This is a genomic window from candidate division WOR-3 bacterium, from assembly GCA_039801085.1.
Classification (GTDB): domain Bacteria; phylum Hydrothermota; class Tepidihabitantia; order Tepidihabitantales; family Tepidihabitantaceae; genus JAOABP01.
Genome location: JBDRTY010000001.1, coordinates 620,755 through 643,212, shown reverse-complemented (window position 1 = coordinate 643,212; position 22,458 = coordinate 620,755). Strand labels below are relative to the sequence as shown.

Sequence of the window (22,458 nt, the reverse complement as noted above, 5' to 3'; positions counted from 1 at the left end):
GGGTCACCTGACCCGCCTTTTTTATTCCATCAGCCCGAACGCCCGCTCCAGCTCCCCTGCTGCCTGCTCATTCTGTTCCCCGCATGCCCGCAGCAGTCTTGCGATCGGTTCCGAATTCTGCCTGACTTCCGCGGGACTGGAGGCAAGCTTTCCCGCCTGCTCCAAGTTGTGAAATGAGTTCTGAAAGCAGTGCGCCGCATTCTTCAGATCAGGTGCTGCCTGCGGATGTTTTTTTGCCAGCCGGACGCAGAACCCGGCTGCCAGCAGCTGGAGCTCATAATAGCAGAGCAGATTGTAAATCAGCCCCTCATAATCAGCCCTGCCCCGCGCCACCGCATCACCCCAGGCAGAAAAGGCACGGACACCGGAAAAGTATTCCGCATCAAAGCAGGCAACGGTGCCGTGCAGCAGTCGCACCGCCCGCACCACCGCCTTGCGCTCCTCCCGCCGGTATTCAGGCTCAAAACGCTCCCCCGCGAATATAGCTGCAATCCGCCAGACCGCCTTTAACTGGTCATAGTTGATCTCCTCCCTCTTCCCTTTCGCACCGGTAACAACATAGCGATCCTGCCGGTAACCCGTGACCAGACCAAACTGGGGTCCGTCGCCCGCACCCCAGACAATACAGGGACGCCCCGCCTCAATCTCTTCGCGTACCCGCTGAAACAGCTCGGTAAAATTGGCTTCGTCATTATCTCCCCTTGCCACTGCTACCAGCTCAACCTCAATCCCCAGTGCCCGCGTCCCCTCGATCAGCACCTCCCAGTCAAATGCCACCGGTCCGGTCGGCAGCAGCTCTGGATGGATATTGATGATAAAGGCATAACCGCTCATCCCGGCAACATCGGTCAGATCACACTTGATTCCCCGGTTGCGCAGGAGGGCAGTCACCGCACCCAGATAGCTGATCAGGCAGTTCGGCGGTGAAAAATTTAAATCAATAATTCTCTCCCCAAAAAACTCCACTGTCATCCCCTACCTCTTTTCCAGCCAGTCCTGGGGATCAACCGCCTTGCCGCCGATCCGGAACTCAAAATGCAGTACCTCACCGCTAAACCCCAGAACTTCGCCCTTTTTTATTCTCGCCCCCGGCTTCACCCTGATCTCACTCAGCCGGCTGTAAACCGTGTAATAACCGCCACCATGTTCTAAAATCACCATCAGCCCCTGCCCCATGAACACATCCGCATAGGAGACCGTGCCTTCCCAGACCGCCCGCACCGGACTGCCCTTCGCACAGCTGATGTCAATCCCGGAATTTTTCACCCTGGTGCCGTATTTCGGCTCCACCTGCACGCCAAATCCGGAGATCACCGTTCCGGACACAGGCCAGGCAAGCCTGCCCTTGTAGACATCCATCGGATGTCTTACCGGTGACGGTGCAGATGGTGCAACCGGTCTCTTCCTGACGACCGCTCGACCCCGGCTGAAACGGGGCTGGGTGGTGTACAATGAGCCACAATTAAGGAGCACACCAGTCATAACTGCACACACAATCTGGCACGAGAACTGCATTTATTCCTTGTATAACATTCTAATCGCAAGTCAACCCGACTCAAAAAGCGTGCGTCCGGGAAAACCCCGGACGCACCGTTCCCTAAAATGATCGGGCAAAGGGTATTACGGGAAAATACCCCTTTCCTTGTATACCTTTTCCAGTCGTGCCAGCGCGACGATATACGCCGCGGTCCGCCAGTTAACCCGGTACTTGCTGACCGCCTCCTTTACCCGCTGGTAACCCCCAACAATCTTCTTGTACAGCTTGCAGTCAACCTCCTGAAGATCCCAGAATTCACTCCGCTTATTCTGCAGCCATTCGAAGTAACTGACGATCACGCCACCGGAATTGCAGAGAATATCGGGCAGCACATCAATACCCCGCTGGCCAAGGATTGCATCTCCATCCGGATCGGTCGGTCCGTTAGCACCTTCCGCCACCAGCCGGACATTAAGCAGTGGCGCGGTTTCTGCGGTAATCTGATTTTCCAGCGCTGCGGGAATGAAGATGTCAGCCCGGGTGCGGAGAAATTCAATATGCGAAATCGGCTTTGCTCCCGGGTACCCCTTGACACCACGGTTCTCAAGCACATACCGGGTCAAATCTTCCGGATCAATGCCGTCCGGATTGCCAATCGCACCGGTAACATCCTCAACCGCAATCAGTTTTGCTCCCAGCGGTTTCATCAGCCGGGCTGACCACGAACCGACATTGCCAAACCCCTGAACGGTATAGGTCGCCTGCTTGAGATCAAAATTGTGGTCCTTTGCCCACTCACGGATCAGAAAAACCACACCCTGACCGGTTGCCTTGTCCCGACCGACACTGCCACCGGATTCAATCGGCTTGCCGGTAACGACACCCAGACAGCGGTGCCGCTCAAAGGCGGGCATCATCGACTGATAGGTATCAAGAATCCACGCCATAATTTGGGGATTGGTATTGACATCGGGTGCAGGTATGTCATAATCGGGACCAATCGTATTACCCAGCGCATAGGTGAACCGCCGGGTAATCCGCTCCAGCTCAGCCATGGAATAATTTGTCGGATCCAGCTGGATCCCGCCCTTGGCACCGCCAAAAGGAATATTGACAATCGCCGATTTCCAGGTCATCCAAGTTGCCAGCGCCCGCACCTCATCAATATCCACTGCCGGATGGTATCTCAATCCGCCCTTAAACGGACCAAGTGCGTTGTTGTGCTGGACTCGATAACCGGTAAACACCTCAATCCGCCCGTCATCCATCTTCACGGGAAAATGGACCACCACTTCGTTCATGGTCGTTCCCAGTATCTTCCGGACGCCGGAATCGAGATTCATGATATCCGCCGCACGGTTGAACTGACTGACTACATCTTCATAAACACTGCGGCGTTTCTTTTCGGGAGTGACCGGCTTTGACACCGGTTTAATACGGACTGAACTTCGTGTACTTACTGCCATCCGTCCTCCTTAGCGATATTCTTCACAGTGCCAGACACCGATTTCGCGGTTGCGAATCACACAATCGGTGCGATTTTCACAGTTCACACATAACCCCTTGAACTCTTCCCATTCCCGGATCGCTTCCGCAGTAGGATACGACTCTGCCGTAATCGACTCTTCAACTGTCGGCACACTGGAATCAAACTCCTCGCAGAACAGAACCGGTTTACTGTTGTGCCGGCGAAAGACACATGCCACTGCATGGTTGCAGGTTATACATAAACCTTGAACCTCATCCTCAGTCTTCCTGATTTTTTGTGCTGTTAACTGCCTCTTTTTTAAAGCCTTTTTGGCAACCTTAGTGGATACTGCCATAATTGTTCCTCCTTTTTTAAGTTTCAGTTCCACTGCTTAATCCATAATCGCACTTTATTAATATGCACGATGTATGCCGGAGACGCTCAGAAAATTGTTAAATTCGCATATTGATGTAAGCTATTATTTAACAGTGGGATAACGATGCGGGTTCGAATTAAAATAAATTTTCAATGGTTTAATTTCAGAATCAAATTCGGGGTAAAAATACCCGCAGGGTAATTTTTCCCCGGTCTGAATATTTTATGCGGGCGTGCTGCCTTTCAGTTTATTTCTAAGGGTTTTGCGGTCAATCCCGAGAATCTGGGCAGCCCGGGTTAAATTACCGCCGACGCTTTTAAGGACCTGCAGGATATATTCACACTCTACTTCCTTTAAAGTCCGGCTCAGGTCAACTCTGGCAGCAACTGAAAACCGCATATGTGATGGCAGATCGGTGATATCGATCTTGTCCCCATCAACCATAACTAGGAGCCGCTGAATCAGATTTTCCAGCTCCCGGACATTACCGGGCCACTCGTAACGGCGCAACGCATCAAGTGCCTTATCTGTAAAATGCGGGACTGAACGCCCCATCTCCCGGGCAAACTTCTCAACGAAGTAGCGTGCCAGCAGGAAGATATCCTCACCCCTTTCCCGGAGCGGCGGAACGGAAATATTCAGCACATTCAGGCGGAAGAACAGATCCTCACGGAACGCGCCCTTCTGAACCAACGCCAGTAAATCCTTGTTGGTAGCTGCCATTATTCGCACATCAACCCGGTAAGCGCGGGAGTCTCCCAGCATCCTAACCTCTTTATCCTGAAGCACACGCAGCAGTTTTACCTGCATCGACGGACTGGTCTCGCTGATTTCATCCAGGAATATTGAGCCGCCTTCTGCGGTCTGAAAAAATCCCGCACGGGTCTCAGTGGCGCCGGTAAAAGCCCCTTTAACATAACCGAACAGCTCACTCTCCAGCAGAGTCTCGGGAATACCACCGCAGTTAACCGGCACAAACGGAGCTGATGCCCTCTTGCTCGCATAATGGATTGCTCGCGCCACCAACTCCTTGCCAGTACCGCTTTCGCCGGTAATCAACACCGTTGCCGATACCTGTGCTGCCCGCTCGATTGCATTGAACACTTTTTTCATCGCTGGCGATTCACCCAGAAGCCCGGGATAAACCTTCTGAATTGCAATTCTGCTAGCTTCAGCTGCCCGCCGCATTCTGAGTTTTTCCAGCACCCTTCTTACCGCATTCAACAGTTCCTCGTCGGTGAAGGGCTTGGGTAAATACTCCTCAGCGCCAATCTTCACCGCCTGAACCGCACTTTCCACCGTTGCATAACCGGTAATCACCATCACCTCGGTATCACTCAAATTTTCCCGCACATATTTTATCAAATCCAATCCTGATGCCCCGGGCATTTTCATATCGGTGACCACGACATCAAACTGCTCATTCTCCAGCAGCTTCACCGCATCAGCAACATTCACAGCGGTTTTGACCTGATAATTGGCAGCTTTCAGATTGCGTTCCAGTACTTCGAGCGTTTCGACATTGTCATCGACCACGAGTATCGTCGCCTCGTAATCTTTTCTCATCTACCCTCCTGAGACTCTCTGGGACCGTTAAGCGGCAGGAGCACCTCAAACCGGCTGCCTTTTCCAGGAACAGATTCAACATTTATTCGCCCGCCATGGGCAGTGATAATACCATGAACAACCGACAGTCCGAGACCGGTCCCCTCACCAGCCGGTTTTGTCGTGAAAAAGGGCAGGAATATCTGAGCCTTAACCTCTTCACTCATGCCGATACCGGTATCCTCAACAATCAACGCAATAAATCCATCTTTTTTCCTCGTTGCCAGAGTCAGTGTTCCCCCTCCAGGCATCGCTTGAATCGCATTCACTGCAAGATTAATAACTACCTGCTGCAGTTGAGTCGGGTCAGCATTAATCATCGGCAAATCAGGCGCGAGGTCATATACAACCTGCACCCCGGCCTTCGCACAGCGGCTCTGGACAAAATACATGCTTTCAGTAATCAGCTGATTCACTGAGATGGACATCTGCTGGGGCGGACGCGGACGGGCAAAAAACATCAGTTTACTAATAACTCCGCGGGCATGCAATGTAGCCTTGACAATCCGCTCGAGGTCTCTTACTGCCTGCTCCGGCAGATCCGGCATCTTCTGCAGCAACTGGGAAAAACCGAGAATGCTGGCTAAAGGCTCGTTTAATTCGTGGGCAATTCCTGCTGCCAGCTGACCGATGGTCGCCAGCCGGTCGGCATGACGCAGCTGCTGTTCCAGCTTTTTTTTCTCCTGTTTGGCTTCCCAGCGCTCAATAAACCGTCCGATCTCGCCCGCAACCGCTTCAATCAGGTTCCGCTCCTCCTTCAGGAAAGGGCCCTCATCCAAGACTGGCCGGGGTTCACGGTAAACCACTTCAACTCTGCCCCGGTGAATACCATGAACGCTGATGACTGCCGACTGCCGGTGCACAGCGTTCTCAAAACCGGGGGTCTCATACCTCATGCCATCCAGTTCAATACAGGCAGCGGCGATATCTGAATGCAGCCAGGCGGGGGGCAGCTTTTTCACTGCTGCTCTCATGATTTCACCGAGCTCCCCTTCCTCCCGGCTCAGAACCCGGTCCAGCTCGTAAAGACAGGTAAGTTCCTTAACCCGCTCCCGTAAGGCCGCCTGAGCACGCCGGTCGGCAAAAGCGACTCCCAGACTCTGAGCAACACCCTGATAAAACTCGACCTCCAGCTCCCGGAAAAAACCGGGCTGACAGCTCTTAAGAATTATCAGACCGTGACTGTTATCAGCAATAGTAAACGGCAAAATCGCCAAGGACTGATACATGGTCCGGATATTTATCTCCCGGCCCTCGAATCGGACAGGGTGGGAACAGTCGGTTATCAGAAAAGCTCCATTAGTTGTAAACCCCGGCTGCTTTGGATCACAGTCGCCCGTAGCCAGCTTCTGGAACATCATCGTAACATCGGGATCTTCTGATTCGTCTCCCAGAAAAACCTCCTGCGCTTGCGAACATTCCTTTGTTTTCAGTCTGAATTTGAATTTTCCATCCGGTCCGGTTTTTAAAACTCCGCGATAATATCGCGACCCTTCATTTACCCGCATTTCCACCTCATCGCAGCCAGAAAACTCAATGAACTCACTCAATACCATTCTCGTAAATTCGTCCCGGGCAACACCCGAATTCGCCTCCCGCAGGATCCGTCGGGATAACGCACAAAACTCTTCGGCAAGTTTCCGGCTATAGCCCCGTCGTCTTGGTGTTCGCGGTGAATGATTGACCATCAATTTGTAAGTTTCCGGTTATGGAGGCGGCGGGAATTGAACCCGCGTCCGAAGCGTTCAGAGCCCAGGTTCTACATAGTTAGTCAGTCATTTTCATCTCATCTGGCACTTAGCCGACTGACAGGCGGTGACAGACCAGCCTCAGTTTGTAATCCAACCAAACCCCTGAGACACAAGTTCGGTCTTGATCACCCTATTAGACCCGGAGCCGGCGCCGGGTGAAACTCGCCGGTCCAGGGACTGCCCTTTTTAGGCAGCCAGTGCGTAGCTGCTATTGGCAGCTGTAGTTCCTCTGTTAGTATTAACGAGGCAACAGAGGAGCCTCGCTATGCCCCTGAGCCCCTCAGGCACTCCGTCGAAGCCATTCGCCCCCGACTATGCCCTGAGAGCTACCAGCGCTTTATATTCTAACCGGTTTACAGGTTATGTCAATATCAACTGCTACTTCTAAACCACTCCCTGATCAAGCATCGCATCGGCAACTTTGATAAAGCCGGCGATGTTCGCACCGCGAACATAATTCACATAATTCCCTTCTTTGCCGTAAATCACACACTGCTCGTGAATCGCCTTCATGATCCCCTGCAGGCGCCGATCGACCTCTTCACGGCTCCAGGAAAGTCGCAGACTGTTCTGCGACATTTCCAGTCCGGAAGTAGCAACACCACCTGCATTCGCTGCCTTCCCCGGACCGTAAAGAATCTTGTGCTCCAGAAAGACATCAATTGCCTCCGGCGTGGAAGGCATATTCGCACCCTCAGCCACCAGATAGACACCGTTCCGGATCAGATTCTGAGCATCCTTGCCGTTAATTTCGTTCTGGGTAGCACTCGGAAATGCGCAGTGCGCCTTGTGGTTCCAGAGCGGATTGTAATCCAGTTTCGGATCTACCGGAGTATATACTACACCCTTGAACCGCTCTGCGTACTCCTTGATTCTTCCGCGGCGGACATTTTTCAATTCCTTGACAAACTCCAGCTTCTCCTGAGTAATTCCCGCCTCATCATAGATATAGCCATTGGAATCAGAAAGCGTTACCGGCTTTGCTCCCAGCTGCAGGAGCTTCTCGACAGTATACTGGGCAACATTACCGGAACCGGATACCAGACAGATTTTCCCCGCCAGGGTCTCGCCACGGGTTGCCAGCATTTCGGCGGCAAAGTATACCGCACCATAGCCGGTCGCCTCGGGCCGGATCAGACTGCCACCCCAATTCAATCCCTTTCCGGTCAGCACACCGGTAAACTCGTTGCGCAGCCGCTTGTACTGGCCAAAAAGATAGCCGATTTCCCGAGTACCGACACCGATATCTCCAGCCGGAACATCGGTATCGGGGCCGATATGCCGGAAAAGCTCATTCATGAAGCTCTGGCAGAAATGCATCACCTCATTATCCGACTTGCCCTTGGGGTCAAAGTCCGAACCACCTTTACCGCCCCCCATCGGCAGTGTCGTGAGGGAATTCTTAAACACCTGCTCAAAGGCAAGGAACTTCAGTAATCCGAGATATACTGTCGGGTGAAAACGCAGACCGCCCTTGTAGGGACCGATGGCGGAATTCATCTCCACCCGGTAACCACGGTTTACCTGAATCTCCCCTTTGTCATCAACCCAGGGCACCCGGAAAATTATCACCCGTTCGGGTTCACAAATCCGTTCAAGAATCTTTGCCTTACGGTACTTCGGATTCTTATCGAGAAAATCCCAGAGTGAGGTTACGACCTCTTCCACTGCCTGATGAAATTCAGGCTCACCCGGGTTCTTTTTCCTAATGTATTCCATGAACTCCTGAACGCCTGCGTGCGACATTGGTTAATCCTCCTTTTTTATTTTATTGTATTTACCTTTTATTTAACCGGCATTAATTAAAATGCCGATGAAGATTATATTAAATCAGCTTCGCTGGTCAACAGTTGCAGGTTGGATGGTAAAAATTTCCCCTTTTGCTGGTAAATTATTCCCCAGTCATATTCGAGATTTCAACCGCTGGAGCATATTCGACCGCAAAATCTTGCCGTCCGGACAGCGCCGGGTGGCAATCGGTGCTCCGACAAAGAAATACTTTTCGCGCGGTTCGTTGATCGCATTAAAGAACCCGAAGCCGGCACCAGTGATATTGCCCCGGTCACCGGGCTCAATCGCCGGTCCGTTGCCAGACCAGACCATCACGCAGGCATCACCCTCGTAAACATCAAGAATGTATCCCGGGAAGATCCGTTCCGGCGGCAGTACCAGCGAGGTATCCTGCAGCATTGTATCCAGCCGGAGACTGAAGTTGTCCTCCTCTCCGAGCGTATCCCGGTAGTCATAATCGACATCGATCTCCACCCAGTACCATTCCGCACCGGCAGATCTGGTCCACTGAATATTAAGCGTGGAATCCAGATCCAGAATATAGCCTTCAGGGGGTGTGACAACAGTAAAGTTGCCCGGCATTGTCACTCTTGCACCCGCCCTGCCAAAATAATGAATTACCTCCAGCTCATAAGACTGATTATCCGCAAAATGCATGCTGTCTCCATAACCGTACTTCGTCCAGGTGTAATAATAGGGCTTCAGCTCCTCATTATTCAGCCTGACCACCGGCACCATCCTCAACCCCTTGGGGTCAAACACCTCAACATACCGTTCATATTCGACCGCATAGTTATAGTACTCACCGCGGTAAAGGTAGCCATTGATCATCGGCTCGGAATAGTTCGGGTCGTGCTGTTGGCATCCGACAATCAGCACTGAAACTAACACCATCCCCCCCAGACCGATCAGGACCGGAACTAAACTTTTCCGGTAATCAGTTTTTCCTTTCATGCCGACCTCCCTCCTTTTGTTACAATAACCGCAAACCGGACTGACTAATCCAGCCGCACCGGCATCATAATGAACAGCTCTTCCCCGTTCTGCTCTTCTGATACCGGCTTGAGCATTACCGGCGACATCGGAGTTGACAGCTCAATCGTCAATTCCTCGGTGCCGATATGGTTCAGAATATCCAGCAGAAAACCGCCGTTAAATCCGACGGTCAGTTCATCCCCCTTGTAACTGCAATCCAGTTCCTCTTCACTATCACCGGTCTCCTCACATCTCGCCCTGATAATCATGCTCTTGGCAGTGAACTCGATGCTGATCTGCTTGCTGACCGGATGTGCCATGACCATTGCCCGGCGCAATGCACCCACCAGCGCCTCCCGGCTGACCACCGCCTTCGCCGGCATATTCTTCGGGATCACCCGCTCATAATCCGGATACGGACCTTCGATTGTGCGGGAAATCAAGATGGTATTCTCCAGTCTGAATCCGACCATCTTCTGATCCGCATAGACCTGAACCTTCTCTTCCCCGCGGGGCAGAATATTCACCGCCTTGGGCACAAGCAGCAGTTTTGTCTTTACCGGAACCTTCACCTTCCGGGAAACAAACGCCAGCCGGATCGCATCGGTTGCCACCATCCGGGATTCGCTCTTTCCCACCTCCCAGTTGATCGCGGTCATCACCGGACGGGAATCATCCCGGGAGACCGCAAAACTGCAGATGTCATACATCTCAAACAGCGTTGCCAGTGGAAATTCAAACTGAATCTCCTGAGGCAGTTTCGGCAGTTCCGGAAACTGTTCCGGTGCCAGCTGCACCAGCTCTGCCTTCATTTTGCCCGATTCGAATGCAATCTTGGTCTCGGCTGTCTTCAGAGTTATCGTCTCGGCATTGCTCATCCGCACCAGCTCTGTCAGCCTTCTGCCATCAACCAGCGCACTTCCATTCTCACTCTTGCCTTCGAGTTTCACCTCCTGACGCACCACATTGTCACCATCAGTTCCGGTAATTGCCAGCCGGCCCTGCTCAATTTCCAGGAGGATATTGTTGAATATTGGATAGGTGGAACGGCTGGGCACAATCGAAACTACTGTTCCCAGCGCCTCAGTCAGCAGCTCCCGGTTCAAGGCACAGCGCATTGCTCCTCCTTTTCAAAATCCATCATTGGTAAAGTTTTACCGGGAATTAATTAACAGTCAAGTTTTCCCGCACCTCCAAAATCATTGACTTTTACCCGCCGGCATCTAAATTAGACACCGTATGAAAATCCACGAATATCAGGCAAAGGAGATTTTCGCTGCTTACACCATCCCGGTCCCCCGGGAAAAAACAGCGGCTACACCAGCGGAAGCCCGAACCATTGCTGAAGAACTCGGTTTGCCGGTCGTACTCAAGGCACAGGTGCTGGTTGGTGGCAGGGGCAAGGCAGGAGGTGTGAAAAAGGCGGCAACACCGGAAGAGGTGGAAACCGTTGCCGCCGGTATCCTGAATATGTCGATCAGGGGACTTAAGGTCCGGCGGGTCTTAGTTTCCGAAGCGGTTGCGATCCAGAGCGAATACTACCTCGGAATCACCATTGACCGCTCCGTTCGTGCACCTGTTTTGCTCGCATCGGCGGCCGGCGGGGTAGAGATTGAGGAGGTGGCAAAGACAAATCCGGAAAAGATCATCAAAACGCCAATTGATCCCCTGCTCGGCCTGCTGCCATTTCAGGCACGCAACGCCGGGATGATGATGTTAAAGGACACTAAACTGGCACAACAGTTTACTGCCATTGCCCAGAAACTGTTCCGCCTGTTTATTGACCGTGACTGCTCACTGGTGGAGATCAATCCGCTCGTGCTTGCCGGCAACGGCAATCTGCTCGCCCTGGACGCCAAGATCAACTTTGACGACAACGCCCTGTTTCGCCACCCGGAAAACGAAGCCTTGCGAGATTTGTCAAGCGAAGAACCGGCCGAGGTGGAAGCCAAGAAGGCGGGGCTCTCCTATATCAAGCTTTCGGGCAATGTCGGCTGTGTTGTCAATGGTGCCGGTCTGGCGATGGCAACGATGGATCTGATCAAGCGCTACGGCGGCGAACCGGCTAACTTTCTGGATGTCGGCGGCTCTTCTTCACCGGATAAGATGGCACTGGCGATGCGCATCATCCTGTCCGATCCGAATGTGAAGGCGATTCTGGTGAACATCTTTGGCGGAATCACCCGCTGTGATGACATCGCTCAGGGACTCCTCCTCGCCCGCCAGCAGGCGGATATCCGGGTGCCGGTCATCGCCCGGCTCGTCGGCACCAATGCCGACCGCGCATGTTCGCTCCTAGAAAACAGCCCGATTCTCTTTGCCACCACCATGGCGGAGGCGGTCCGGCTCGCGGTTACCAAGGCAAAGGAGGGAAGATGAGCATCCTGATTGACAACAACACCCGTCTGCTCGTCCAGGGAATCACCGGCAGAGACGGCGCCTTTCATACGAAGATGATGAGAGAATACGGCACTCAGGTGGTTGCCGGTGTCACCCCGGGTAAGGCGGGACAGGAGGTGGAAGGAGTGCCGGTATTTGATTCGGTGGAGCAGGCGGTCCGGGCGACCGGCGCTGACGCCTCAATTATCTTCGTCCCCGCCCAGTTTGCCGGCGACGCCCTGCTGGAAGCGGTCTTTGCTGGTGTCAAACTGGTAGTCTGTGTCACCGAAGGTGTGCCGACACTGGATGCGATCAGGGCAATTGCGGTCGCCCGGAGCCGGGGTGTCCGGATTGTCGGACCCAACTGCCCGGGCGTAATTTCCCCCGGCAAGGCAAAGATCGGCATCATGCCTGCTACCGCATTCAAACCCGGCGTTGTCGGTGTCGTCTCCCGCTCCGGCACCCTGACTTACGAAATCGCCGCCAATACCGGTGAATTCGGCCAGTCCACCGTTGTCGGCATCGGCGGCGACCCGGTCATCGGCACCAGTTTTATTGACTGTCTGAAACTGTTTCAGGATGATCCGGAGACCGAGGCGATTGTCATCGTCGGCGAAATCGGTGGTTCGGATGAGGAGCGGGCAGCCGAATTTGTCAAATCATATGTCACCAAGCCGGTATTCGGGTTTATTGCGGGTCAGACCGCACCACCGGACAAGCGGATGGGTCATGCCGGTGCAATCATATCTGCCGGCTCCGGCACTGCGGCTGAGAAGATTCGGGCATTTCAGGCTGCCGGGATAGAAGTGATTTACGAACCGGAGGAGCTTGAAGAACGGCTTAAGGCAAGACTCTGAAGCTTAAGGCAGCAGGGTTACCCGACTGGTGACATTACCCAGTCGCACAATATAAACACCGGGATTCAACCTTTTCCCGGCATCATCACACCCATCCCAGAATCCCCTGCCTTCACAAATCCTCAAACTTCTTACAGTCTTTCCTGAAAGGTCATATATTTTAACTATAGCATTTTCATCCAGTTTACCTGATATGTTAAAGTAACTTCTTGAACGAAAAACTGTGGGCATACACTCAATTTTTAATCCGGGTGCACTTGCGTCCGATTCGGTCACTGAGGTCAGGCGGTTGGTAGAAAACCAGATTTCTGCCTTGCCTTCGCGCATATCCTGCCACACAATACAAACCGTCCCGTCCTGATCAACAGCAATGCTTGGGTCCCACTGCTGAACCATCGCCATTGGACTCACCGCCTCCCTCTGTGCCCATGTTCTGCCGTGGTCCGTGGAGTAAGTATAATAAATGTTCCAGATGGTGCTTTCCCGGTGGGCAAACATCAATGCGGTATGGACAACACTAATCGGATCAATCGCCAGTTTTGCCCCCTGAGTAAATGAACTGTAAATCGTATCCAGTTCGGTCACCAGCACCTGCTCGCCCCAGGTGTCACCATCCGCATACCAGGTCCGTGCCAGTGTCTTGCACTGATTCACATAGCCATTACCGGTATAATCGGTAATTATATGCTGCTCATCCGCCACCACATGGGGCATTCGTGAATAGCCCGAAAAGGTATCCAGCTGAAAACCCGGGCTGAAACTCCTGCCCTGGTCGGTGGAACGGTAAAAATGGGAATGAAGCACAATCCCGCTTCCTTCCCGCACCGGTGCATCAGCCACTACTAAATAGTCATTTGTGCCCGGCTGAACAAAAACATCCGGGGGATAACAGTTAAATGAAACCGTATCATCATCCACCCGCACATCACGCCCCCAGGTTCTGCCACCATCGGTTGACACATCAGCATAAACCCGCAGATATGCGCTCCGCTGGTCAGTCCAGGAACAGAAGATATTTTCAGAACTGTCCAGCGCCAGTTTCACCCAGCCGATCGGCACTGTGCCGGTATTATCATCCACCTGTACCGGGTCTGACCAGGTTTCGCCCATATCAGTGGAGCGGACAAAATGAATATGCCCCCTTGAACCGTCAATCCGGTCAATATACATCAGATAGATTGTTCCATCCCTGCCAACCACCAACTCCGGATAACAGGCAAAACGGTTACCGCGCCGGATGATGATATTCTCACTGAGCCAGGTTCTGCCGCCATCGGTTGACCGCTGAAACGCAATATCGCTCCGCTGAACTGTAAAGGGCACCGAATCATCCTCAAATGCGACATAGATCACCGGTGTCCCGGCAATCACCGGACCCACGGCAACATCCGCATGATAACAGGCATAATTCGGACGATTCTCCTGATCAACCCTGACTGCCGGCAGGAACTCGGCAAAACTGACTCCTGAGACTATTATCAGACCCAACACCCCCCAGATTCGATTATGATTTATCAGCATCGGCCTCACCTCACAAGCACCAGTCTGCTCTTATGACCGCCATAACAGAGGAAATAGGCTCCGGCTTCAACCCGAACACCGTATTCATCCATTCCGTCCCAGACCGCCTGATTAGCGGTAATACTCAGTGTCCTTATGCGCCTGCCGGTCCGATCAAAAATTTCCAGAACCGGCTTTTGTGCCGGAGTGCCATTGACAAAAATCACCACCCGTTCCCGGAAGGGATTGGGCGTGATACTCACCAACGGCCGGTCTTCTGCCCGGTTTTCTGCAACCCCGGTCTGCCGATTGGTGGAAAACCAGATTTCCCCCCGACCATTTTTCCAGTCCTGCCAGACTACATATGCTATGCCGTTCCGGTCAACCGCAATATCCGGGTCCCATTGATTTTCATCCTTGACATCATTTACCGGCTCCCGTTCCTGCCAGACAAGTCCGTGGCAATCGCTGAATGCGTAAAAAATATCATAATTGTAATTAGTCACCTCAGCGAGCATCAGCACACAATGAACATTGCCATTGGGGTCAATCGCCAGTTTTCCGCCGTTGTAATAGGAGGTATAAAGGGTATCCAGTTCACTGACTGCAACCGGCATGCTCCAGCTGTCACCAGGGGTAAAGAGCACCCGCGCCTCGGTCCGGCTGTTCTCCATCCCGGCGCCAGAACCGGTCCAGTCACAGATTATATGTCCGGCATCTGCTACCACATGGGGTTGACCGCAGTAGTCAGAAAAGGTATCAATCACCACTCCAGGCTCAAATGTCCTCCCCTGATCAGTTGAACGGAAAAACGAGGCATTGGAATTGATATAGCCCGGCCGTACCCAGAAGGGCGTAGTTGCGGTTACGAGATAATGATTTGTTCCCGGCTGAACAAACACATCGGTATGAAAACAGTCACCCGGCACCGTATCATCATCCACCCGCACATCTGCTGACCAGCTCCTGCCCCCGTCAGTTGAAACAGCAGACCATATTGTCATCCTGCCCAGCCGCCGGTCGTTCCAGGCGCAGAAGAGGTTTCCGCCGGTGTCCACCGCAACTCTTGCCCAGCCCGCCATCACGCCGGCACCATTATCATCAACCCGCACCGGCTCAGACCAGCTCTCACCCATATCAGTTGAGCGGATACAGCAGATATGGGCGGTATTATCCGTCCTTTCTGTATAAACGATGTAAATACAACCTGAACGGTCAACCGCAATATCCGGATAACAGGCAAACGGTGCCCCACGCCGCACCAGCCGGTCCTCACTCAGCCAGGTCAATCCCCCATCGGTTGACCGCTGAAAATAGATATCCTGCTGGACAATTATACTCCCGGCAAATGAATCATTCTCAAACACCACATAAACCGACTGACTGAAACTATCCTCCGGACCGAGCACGATTGCAGAATTATAACACATCCGGGAAACCCGGGACTCATGGTCAACCCGGATCGACGGAATGAACCCGGCAGAAGCACCGGTAACCGCACTTAAAAACAGCAGAAAAAATTTCATTATCCAGTTCATTTCCGCCACTATACCTCTGTCCGCTGGCGGAAATCCAGTTCGTGAATGAAGATGATCAGTGTCCCCGTCCCCTCCCGCACCAGAAAGCACATCAGCTTCTCATTGCCGGCGTCGCTTTCGGCGGTAAACCGTGCGGTCCGGTCTGAATATGCTGCGCCGATCCCGTAATTCATCAGCCCGTCAAACGCCTGCTTGTAGAAATTCACCACCTGCGGAAAGGAATCACTGCTTCTGAGCACAAAGTCCCGCTTAACTCCGGACTCACTGCTGTCCTCACCGCAGTCCAGCACCACAACATTCGGATACCGGAACTGCGCCGGCAGGGCACTCAGGTCATCACTCAACTCGGTATGACTGTAAGCGCCGGAACTGACCTGCGTCCCTTTTCTTTCTCTATCTTTACTGCCACACCCTGCCAGAACCAGCATACACACTATCAAGCCAAACCTGCACAGAACCATCAAACCTCCTTTCGATCTCACAAATGAACTATAAATTGACACCCCGGCAATGTCAACAAAAAATCGGAAAACCGGCACCTGACCCGCATCCGGGACTGGCGGTACCCTCCCCTATACTGCCCGGTGTGCAGAAGCGGGCTGAAATTACAACTCATGTAAATTCAATGTGTTAATTAATCAAAATAAAAAAATCTGTGAATTCTGGCGCCCGAACCGGCTCTAACTTTATGGGGAATATCTTAACTCTCATAACATAATCCCCAATGCGGCGCTGCTTAAATGACAAACCAGGCCGCTTCCGAACACGCATAAACTGAAGTTATGAAATTAAAAAATTTTTAGTCAGACTGAAAGCTGCATCTATTTTGCCGGAACCGAAACCGGCGCTTCTTTGTGAACCATCATTCGCACCGAGTTGCTCTCGCAGAACGGGCAGGTGCGTTCCTGCGGTTTGCCCGGAATATAATTGAGTTTGAACTCTTTGCCGCAGCGGAGGCATCTGAAGGGTTGCTCGCCCGGCTCTTTCGGCTCTGGACGCGGGGCAACCCGCGGCGGGTTCTTGAGAATCGTTATTGTCTTTTCTATCTCCTCTTTCGTTACCGTCTGGCGTAGTTTTTCCAGTTCCTGCATCGTATAGACAAACCGCTGTCCCTGGGCTGCGGAAATCCACTCCAGCTGGAGCCTTTCCGGTCTGATTCCCCAGGCTTCCAGCTTATCCCAGAGCCGTTCAACCCGGCGCTGGGTGTGCCGGTTGGCATTGAGATAATGACAGTCGGCAAAGTGACAGCCGGAGACCAGCACAACCGGCGCACCCAGGGCAAACGCCTTGAGCACAAATTCCTCCGCCACCCTGCCCGAACACATCGTCCGGATCAACACCTGACGCGCCGGATACTGACCGCGGGCAACACCGGCGGTGTCGGCAGCTGCAAAGGAGCACCAGTGGCAGGCAAAAACCAGTGACTTGGACTCGGACTCTTCGGCAAGCGCCGCCTCAATCTGTGCCATTATCTGCTCATCGGTGAACTGATGCGCCTCAATCGCATCAAAACGGCATTCCGCGGCACAGGTGCCACAGCCCGCACAGACCGCCTCAATCGGCTTTGCCGGCTTGCCCTTTTCCCATTCAAACGCCTGATAGGAGCAGACTTTTAGACAGGCACCGCATGCCCGGCACTTTGCGGGATCAACCGCCACGGTATAGGGTTCAGCCGCCAGTGTACCCTGTGCCAGCAGTCTTGCTGCCCTGCCCGCTGCAGCACTCGCCTGAGTTACCGAATCCTTGATGTCCTTCGGACCTTCTGCTCCGCCCGCATAGAAAACACCCCGGATCGGCGAATCCACCGGCTGAAGTTTGGGATGTGCCTCGAGCAGGAACCCCTCCGGATGAAGCTGGAGCGAAAGCAGCTGTTTGAGCGCCTCGGTTGTCTTCGCCGGTCGCACCCCGGTTGCCAAGACCACCATTTCCACCTCGTGATTTTCAATTTTTCCGGTCTCGGTATTTTCCACATACAGACGGAGGTTGCCGGTCTTTCCATCCTCCTCCACCTCGCCAGGAATGCCGCGGATGTATTTCACCCCGAGCCGCTTGGAGCGCCAGAGCATCTCCTCAAAACCCTTGGCAAATGCCCGCAGGTCAATATAGAAGACCTTGACCTCCATATCCGGGTAATGCTCCTTGAGCACCAGCGCATCCTTGATCGTATTCATACAGCAGATATTGGAGCAGTAGGGCGTGCCCTGCTCTGCACAGCGGGAGCCGACACACTGGATAAATGCGATGCTTGAAGGCTTGCGCCGGTCGCTCAGGCGGAGCAGTTCACCACCGGTCGGTCCGCCCGAGGATGCCAGCCGTTCAAACTCCATGGCGGTAATGACATTGGTGTATTTACCATAGCCGAAGTCACCCTTGTCAAACGGGTCAAACGGCTCCATGCCGGTGGCAACGATGATCGCGCCGACCTCAAACTTCAGCTCCCGGTCCTGATCCTCAAGGTTGATACATTTCTTGTCACAGGCACGGGCGCACTTGCCACAGGCGATCGGATTCAAACCCAGACAATCAGCCGGATTGAGCACATAGGCGGCAGGGATTGCCTGCGGAAATGGCTGGTAGATTGCGTGCCGGAGTGAAAGCCCGAGATTGAACTCATCCGGCACCAGCTGCGGGCAGACCTTGGCACACTCGCCGCAGGCGGTGCACTCCTTTTCGTTGACAAACCGTGCCTTCTGTCTGACCGTTACCTTAAAGTTACCAACATGCCCGGCAACTTCGGTGACCTCTGCCAGGGTCAGGAGTCTGATTCTGGGATGTCGACCGACATCCGCCATCTTGGGCGCCAGTATTCATATCGCACAGTCCATCGTCGGATAGGTCTTGTGGAGCTGTGCCATCAGACCGCCCAGCGATGGCGAACGTTCCACCAGATAAACCTGATGGCCCGCATCCGCCAGATCCAGACTTGCCTGAATCCCGGCAACACCACCACCTACCACCAGCACCGCATCCTTGAGTGGAAAACGGCGCTCGTTGAGTGGTGCCAGATACCGGGCTTTTGCCACCGCCATCCGCACGAGGTCACACGCCTTTTTCGTCGCCCGCTCCGGCTCCGCTGAATGAACCCAGGAACACCCCTCCCGGATATTGGCAATCTCCAGCAGAAACGGATTCATTCCCGCCTGTGCCAGACAGGCACGGAAGGTCGGCTCGTGCATCCGGGGTGAGCAGGCGGCAACCACCACCCGGTTGAGATTCTGTTCGGCAATCGCCTTCTGAATCTCCTTCTGCCCCGGTTCGGAGCAGACATAAAGCCCGGTCTGGGCATAAACCACTCCGGGCAGTGACCGGGCAAACTCTGCCACCTGCTCAACATTGACGGTGGCGGCGATGTTGGTGCCGCAACGGCAGACAAACACGCCAATCCGCGGTTCGCTCACCTGTGTATTCATCTCCTTTCTATTTTATCCTTCATAATTAAGCAGGTCAATCAAATTTAGAATCTTAATTTCTGATTCTGCATTTCTCTGCCGGGCACAGGCAAGGTGAATATCACAGCGCGGACAGGCGGTAACGAGCAGCTCCGCACCGGTTGCCTGTGCCTCTGCCAGCCGCCGTTCCTGCAGCAGCCTCACCGCCGCCCCGCATTCCAGCCACTGCGTCCCGCCACAGCACAGCGCCTGCGACCGGCTGTGTGCCATCTCCACCAGTTTCATACCGGAAATTCCGGTAATCAGCTGACGCGGGGCGTCATAAACACCAAGCTGTCGCCCAAGCCGGCACGGATCCTGATAGGTCACGGTCCTGCAGCTGACAGATTCCTTTTCGCGTTCCGGTGGTTTCCATCCGGCAGCGACCAGAAATTCGCTGATGTGCAACAGCTCAAGCCCGGTCGGTCCCACGAGCTCAGGATATTCAACCCTGAAGGTGTGGAGGCATTCCGGACAGAGAAATACCACCCGCCGGACACCGGCAGATTTCAGCAGTTCAACATTTTTCCGGGCAAGCCGGAGCGCATTCTGGCGATCTCCAAGCCACAAAAGATCATGGCCACAGCAGACTTCATCCTGAAGCAGGACCGGCACGACACCCGCCTGATTCAGCAGGGCGATCGCATTACTGGCGGTCTGAAGCAGATTTACTCCCAGATCGCCAAACAGCACCTGAAAATAGGGCAGACAGCCGGTAAAAAGCGCAGTCTCCCCTTTATCCGCAACCTGCAGTTCCGGTTTCAGCCAGAGAAGCCGCTGCTGCCGGACCGCAGAACGTGCCTGAATTCTGCCGAGCGCCTGCACAATCCCGCCGTGTGCCAGCACTGGAGCTGACCCGTGCTCATATGCCACCGCCCGCAATCTTTCAACGGTGCGGGCAAAACTCCTGCCTGAAGGACAGACAGTGGAACAGAGGTCACAGCCGATACAGGCATAGAGCGCCCGGGTCGAAACTCTGCCCTGCCCCTCGAGCTGCTGCTGAATCAGCCGGCGGGGCGAAAACCCGATGCCGGTGCGGGCAACCGGACAGACTCCGGCACACCGGCCACAGTCCAGACAGACAAAATCTGCCGGACCGAAGCCGGCTGGCGGCACAGAAATCTCCTCCGTCACTGCCGGAACCGGCCGGAAATCGGCAGCCGGCTCAACCGCTGTCAGCGGATCGCCGGAAATAAACCGGACCAGTTCCGGTGCAAAACCGAGTTGCCGGAGCAGCTCCTGAACCAGCTTCACCTGAGTGTGGGCGATCTCCGTGCCTTTCTCGTGCCGGCAGCTGCCATCCGGACACCCAACCAGTGTCACCCCCTCCATCCCTGCTGCCAGCGCCTCAAGAATTGCACCGGCACCAACCTGACCGATGCAGGAAACCGGCTTGACGGTCACCCGCTCCTGCCCTCCAAAACCGGGAATATTCACCCGGGAACAGACAAAGATCAGTTTCCTGCCGGCGCTCGTAAGATCAGCCATTTTCCGCCCGGACAATTTGGGTCGGCAACTGCAGGGCGCCGCTGGGACAGACCGTAACACAGGTACCGCACCCCCGGCACCGCTGATAATCAACCTGAGTTACTTCAATTCCGGATTGCCACTTTACCGTCTTCAGCGCCTGATGCGGACAGATCTCAAGACATCTGCCACATGCCCGGCAGAGATAAGGGTCGGTGTGGACCACCAGCGGTTGAACCAGACCGCTAACCACCCTTCCCGGCTGGGAAAATTCAATCTCAATTCCCCGTGGTCCTGTATCGGTGAAAAACATACCTTCCAGACCATGCACCCGCATAATCACCGGTTTTGACATATCCTCCAGCTGCAGCAGCAGTTGATGTTTGGGACAGTTGTAACTGCAGAGCACACACTCATTACAGGGACCGCAGCGCAGACAGCGGGATGCCTCCTGAAGCGCCTGCTCGGGGGTGAATGGTGCCTCAATCTCTTCAAATCCCCGCCGGGAATGAACCGGCAGGAGTCTTGCCTGCGACCGGCTGAGCCGGACCGCGGTCAGAACCACCGGTGCCAGCTCCAGCTCCGGCGCCCGGATGGCAGTTACCGCTTCTTTTCTACCGGTAAGCAAGGCATCAATCTGCCTTGCCCCCTCATGGCCACTTGCAATCGCATTGATCACCGTCGCCGCTCCGCCCGCAGCGTCACCGCCGATAAACACACGGTCGGGAAATCCGGAGACCGGCTGCGCCGGTTTCTGCCCCAGTGCGGTGATCACCCACTCCGCATCAATGATAAACTCCGAACCCGGCACCGGCACTGGCCTGCGCCTGCCTGAAGCATCCGGTTCTCCCAGTTCGCACCGCACACATCGCAGGCCGGTCAACCGCCGTTCGCGGTGCATCAGCCCCACCGGCTGAACCAGAAACTCAAATCTGACCCCTTCCCGCTCCGCCTCCTCTATCTCCTCCGCTGCTGCCGGCATCTCGGAACGGGTCCGGCGATAGACAATCGTCACCTCCTGCGCCCCCAGCCGCTTTGCCACCCGGGCAGAATCGATTGCGGAGTCGCCGCCGCCGATCACCAGCACCCGACCATGCAGATTGCGCACCGCACCTTCATAAGATTCACGGAGAAACTTCAAACTGTCAACAATCCCCTCCAGCTCATCCTCAAACGGCAGACCCAGCCTGACGCTCTGCTGATGGCCCGGGGCAAAGAATACGGCAGCGAAGCCTTCGTCAAGAAGCTGGGCCGGATTTTCAATCCGGGTATTGAGCACCAGAGCAATTCCCAGATTGAGAATCGAATTGATCTCCTCCTCAATCACATTCCGCGGCAGGCGGAAGGGCGGAATTCCCCAGACCAGCATCCCGCCCGGCTTGTGCTGTGCTTCAAAGATGGTCACCTGATAACCGAGCCGGCGCAGATCACTGGCGGCGGTCAGACCGGCCGGACCGGCGCCAACGATTGCAACCCTTTCCCGCCGTCGCGGTGTTTCTGCCGGCAGCACCGCCGGTGCGGAACTGAGCGCATAATCGGCAATAAACCGCTTGAGCTGACGGATCGCCACCGGTTCATCAATCTCGTTCCGCCGGCACTCCGATTCACAGGGATGGGTGCAGACCCGGCCGCAGATGCCGGGCAGGGGATTTCTTTCCCGCACCACCGCCAGCGCCCGTTCAAAATTACCCCGGGCGATCAGTCCGACATACGCCTTGACATTAACACCGGCAGGACAGCCGACCCGGCAGGGCGAATCAGCAACCGGCTTTAATTGAAATTCGTCGTCAATGCCCTCAATTTTCAGTCCGACACCATCGGGAGGGATATTCAACAGTATGTTCAA

The 22,458-nt window shown here is 54.4% G+C and carries 16 protein-coding genes, 1 other RNA gene and 1 pseudogene; 2 read left to right on the top strand and 16 right to left on the bottom strand.

Features of this window, described 5'->3' with window-relative positions; translation table 11 throughout:
• Positions 1–21: 21 nt before the first annotated feature.
• The 10 genes from ABIK48_03020 to dnaN form a co-directional block, all read right to left on the bottom strand.
• Positions 22–966 carry a hypothetical protein gene (locus ABIK48_03020; GenBank protein MEO0021126.1) on the bottom strand — a complete coding sequence of 315 codons (945 nt, stop codon included), beginning with the start codon at positions 964–966 and terminating at the stop codon, positions 22–24.
• A 9-nt stretch (positions 967–975) separates the two neighbouring features.
• Positions 976–1,515, bottom strand: a complete 540-nt coding sequence (locus ABIK48_03015) for a peptidoglycan DD-metalloendopeptidase family protein (GenBank protein MEO0021125.1) — start codon at positions 1,513–1,515, stop codon at positions 976–978.
• A gap of 105 nt (positions 1,516–1,620) precedes the next feature.
• Positions 1,621–2,943 carry a Glu/Leu/Phe/Val dehydrogenase gene (locus tag ABIK48_03010; GenBank protein ID MEO0021124.1) on the bottom strand — a complete coding sequence of 441 codons (1,323 nt, stop codon included), beginning with the start codon at positions 2,941–2,943 and terminating at the stop codon, positions 1,621–1,623.
• Positions 2,944–2,952: 9 nt separating this feature from the next.
• Positions 2,953–3,300 carry a hypothetical protein gene (locus ABIK48_03005; protein MEO0021123.1) on the bottom strand — a complete coding sequence of 116 codons (348 nt, stop codon included), beginning with the start codon at positions 3,298–3,300 and terminating at the stop codon, positions 2,953–2,955.
• Between the two features lie 243 nt (positions 3,301–3,543).
• On the bottom strand, positions 3,544–4,887 hold the full coding sequence (locus ABIK48_03000; protein ID MEO0021122.1) for a sigma-54 dependent transcriptional regulator: 1,344 nt from the start codon (positions 4,885–4,887) through the stop codon (positions 3,544–3,546).
• A complete protein-coding gene (locus ABIK48_02995; GenBank protein MEO0021121.1) occupies positions 4,884–6,614 on the bottom strand; it encodes an ATP-binding protein in 1,731 nt (576 codons plus the stop codon). Before ABIK48_02995 ends, ABIK48_03000 begins: the two co-directional genes overlap by 4 nt.
• A gap of 18 nt (positions 6,615–6,632) precedes the next feature.
• Positions 6,633–6,987: a transfer-messenger RNA gene (gene ssrA, locus ABIK48_02990) on the bottom strand.
• A 74-nt stretch (positions 6,988–7,061) separates the two neighbouring features.
• Positions 7,062–8,423: an NADP-specific glutamate dehydrogenase gene (gene gdhA / locus ABIK48_02985; GenBank protein MEO0021120.1), complete on the bottom strand. Its 1,362-nt coding sequence runs from the start codon at positions 8,421–8,423 to the stop codon at positions 7,062–7,064.
• Positions 8,424–8,579: 156 nt separating this feature from the next.
• Positions 8,580–9,422, bottom strand: coding sequence for a hypothetical protein (locus ABIK48_02980; protein ID MEO0021119.1), 843 nt, complete (start codon positions 9,420–9,422; stop codon positions 8,580–8,582).
• Between the two features lie 44 nt (positions 9,423–9,466).
• Positions 9,467–10,561: a DNA polymerase III subunit beta gene (gene dnaN, locus ABIK48_02975; protein ID MEO0021118.1), complete on the bottom strand. Its 1,095-nt coding sequence runs from the start codon at positions 10,559–10,561 to the stop codon at positions 9,467–9,469.
• A 121-nt stretch (positions 10,562–10,682) separates the two neighbouring features.
• Between dnaN and sucC the strand changes: the two genes are divergently transcribed.
• The gene (gene sucC / locus ABIK48_02970; GenBank protein ID MEO0021117.1) at positions 10,683–11,822 is read left to right on the top strand and encodes an ADP-forming succinate--CoA ligase subunit beta; all 1,140 of its coding nucleotides are present in this window, start codon (positions 10,683–10,685) and stop codon (positions 11,820–11,822) included.
• Positions 11,819–12,679 carry a succinate--CoA ligase subunit alpha gene (sucD, locus tag ABIK48_02965; GenBank protein MEO0021116.1) on the top strand — a complete coding sequence of 287 codons (861 nt, stop codon included), beginning with the start codon at positions 11,819–11,821 and terminating at the stop codon, positions 12,677–12,679. The genes sucC and sucD overlap by 4 nt, the downstream gene beginning before the upstream one ends.
• A gap of 3 nt (positions 12,680–12,682) precedes the next feature.
• On the opposite strand, the gene ABIK48_02960 is transcribed toward sucD, so the two are convergent.
• The 6 genes and pseudogenes from ABIK48_02960 to ABIK48_02935 form a co-directional block, all read right to left on the bottom strand.
• The gene (locus ABIK48_02960) at positions 12,683–14,200 is read right to left on the bottom strand and encodes an exo-alpha-sialidase (protein MEO0021115.1); all 1,518 of its coding nucleotides are present in this window, start codon (positions 14,198–14,200) and stop codon (positions 12,683–12,685) included.
• A gap of 5 nt (positions 14,201–14,205) precedes the next feature.
• Positions 14,206–15,705: a FlgD immunoglobulin-like domain containing protein gene (locus ABIK48_02955; protein MEO0021114.1), complete on the bottom strand. Its 1,500-nt coding sequence runs from the start codon at positions 15,703–15,705 to the stop codon at positions 14,206–14,208.
• A 20-nt stretch (positions 15,706–15,725) separates the two neighbouring features.
• Positions 15,726–16,199 carry a hypothetical protein gene (locus ABIK48_02950; protein MEO0021113.1) on the bottom strand — a complete coding sequence of 158 codons (474 nt, stop codon included), beginning with the start codon at positions 16,197–16,199 and terminating at the stop codon, positions 15,726–15,728.
• Between the two features lie 537 nt (positions 16,200–16,736).
• A pseudogene (gene hdrA2 / locus ABIK48_02945) lies at positions 16,737–19,127 on the bottom strand (CoB-CoM heterodisulfide reductase HdrA2).
• Positions 19,128–19,139: 12 nt separating this feature from the next.
• Positions 19,140–20,633 carry a heterodisulfide reductase-related iron-sulfur binding cluster gene (locus ABIK48_02940; GenBank protein MEO0021112.1) on the bottom strand — a complete coding sequence of 498 codons (1,494 nt, stop codon included), beginning with the start codon at positions 20,631–20,633 and terminating at the stop codon, positions 19,140–19,142.
• Positions 20,626–22,458: an FAD-dependent oxidoreductase gene (locus tag ABIK48_02935; GenBank protein MEO0021111.1), complete on the bottom strand. Its 1,833-nt coding sequence runs from the start codon at positions 22,456–22,458 to the stop codon at positions 20,626–20,628. Before ABIK48_02935 ends, ABIK48_02940 begins: the two co-directional genes overlap by 8 nt.

Coding starts and splice junctions, on each gene's coding strand:
- sucC (MEO0021117.1), top strand. CDS start 10,683: ATGAAAATCCACGAATATCAGGCAAAGGAGATTTTCGCTGCTTACACC.
- ABIK48_03005 (MEO0021123.1), bottom strand. CDS start 3,300: ATGGCAGTATCCACTAAGGTTGCCAAAAAGGCTTTAAAAAAGAGGCAG.
- ABIK48_02955 (MEO0021114.1), bottom strand. CDS start 15,705: ATGAAATTTTTTCTGCTGTTTTTAAGTGCGGTTACCGGTGCTTCTGCC.
- ABIK48_02980 (MEO0021119.1), bottom strand. CDS start 9,422: ATGAAAGGAAAAACTGATTACCGGAAAAGTTTAGTTCCGGTCCTGATC.
- ABIK48_02960 (MEO0021115.1), bottom strand. CDS start 14,200: ATGCTGATAAATCATAATCGAATCTGGGGGGTGTTGGGTCTGATAATA.
- sucD (MEO0021116.1), top strand. CDS start 11,819: ATGAGCATCCTGATTGACAACAACACCCGTCTGCTCGTCCAGGGAATC.
- gdhA (MEO0021120.1), bottom strand. CDS start 8,423: ATGTCGCACGCAGGCGTTCAGGAGTTCATGGAATACATTAGGAAAAAG.
- ABIK48_03000 (MEO0021122.1), bottom strand. CDS start 4,887: ATGAGAAAAGATTACGAGGCGACGATACTCGTGGTCGATGACAATGTC.
- dnaN (MEO0021118.1), bottom strand. CDS start 10,561: ATGCGCTGTGCCTTGAACCGGGAGCTGCTGACTGAGGCGCTGGGAACA.
- ABIK48_02995 (MEO0021121.1), bottom strand. CDS start 6,614: ATGGTCAATCATTCACCGCGAACACCAAGACGACGGGGCTATAGCCGG.
- ABIK48_03010 (MEO0021124.1), bottom strand. CDS start 2,943: ATGGCAGTAAGTACACGAAGTTCAGTCCGTATTAAACCGGTGTCAAAG.
- ABIK48_02940 (MEO0021112.1), bottom strand. CDS start 20,633: ATGGCTGATCTTACGAGCGCCGGCAGGAAACTGATCTTTGTCTGTTCC.
- ABIK48_03015 (MEO0021125.1), bottom strand. CDS start 1,515: ATGCAGTTCTCGTGCCAGATTGTGTGTGCAGTTATGACTGGTGTGCTC.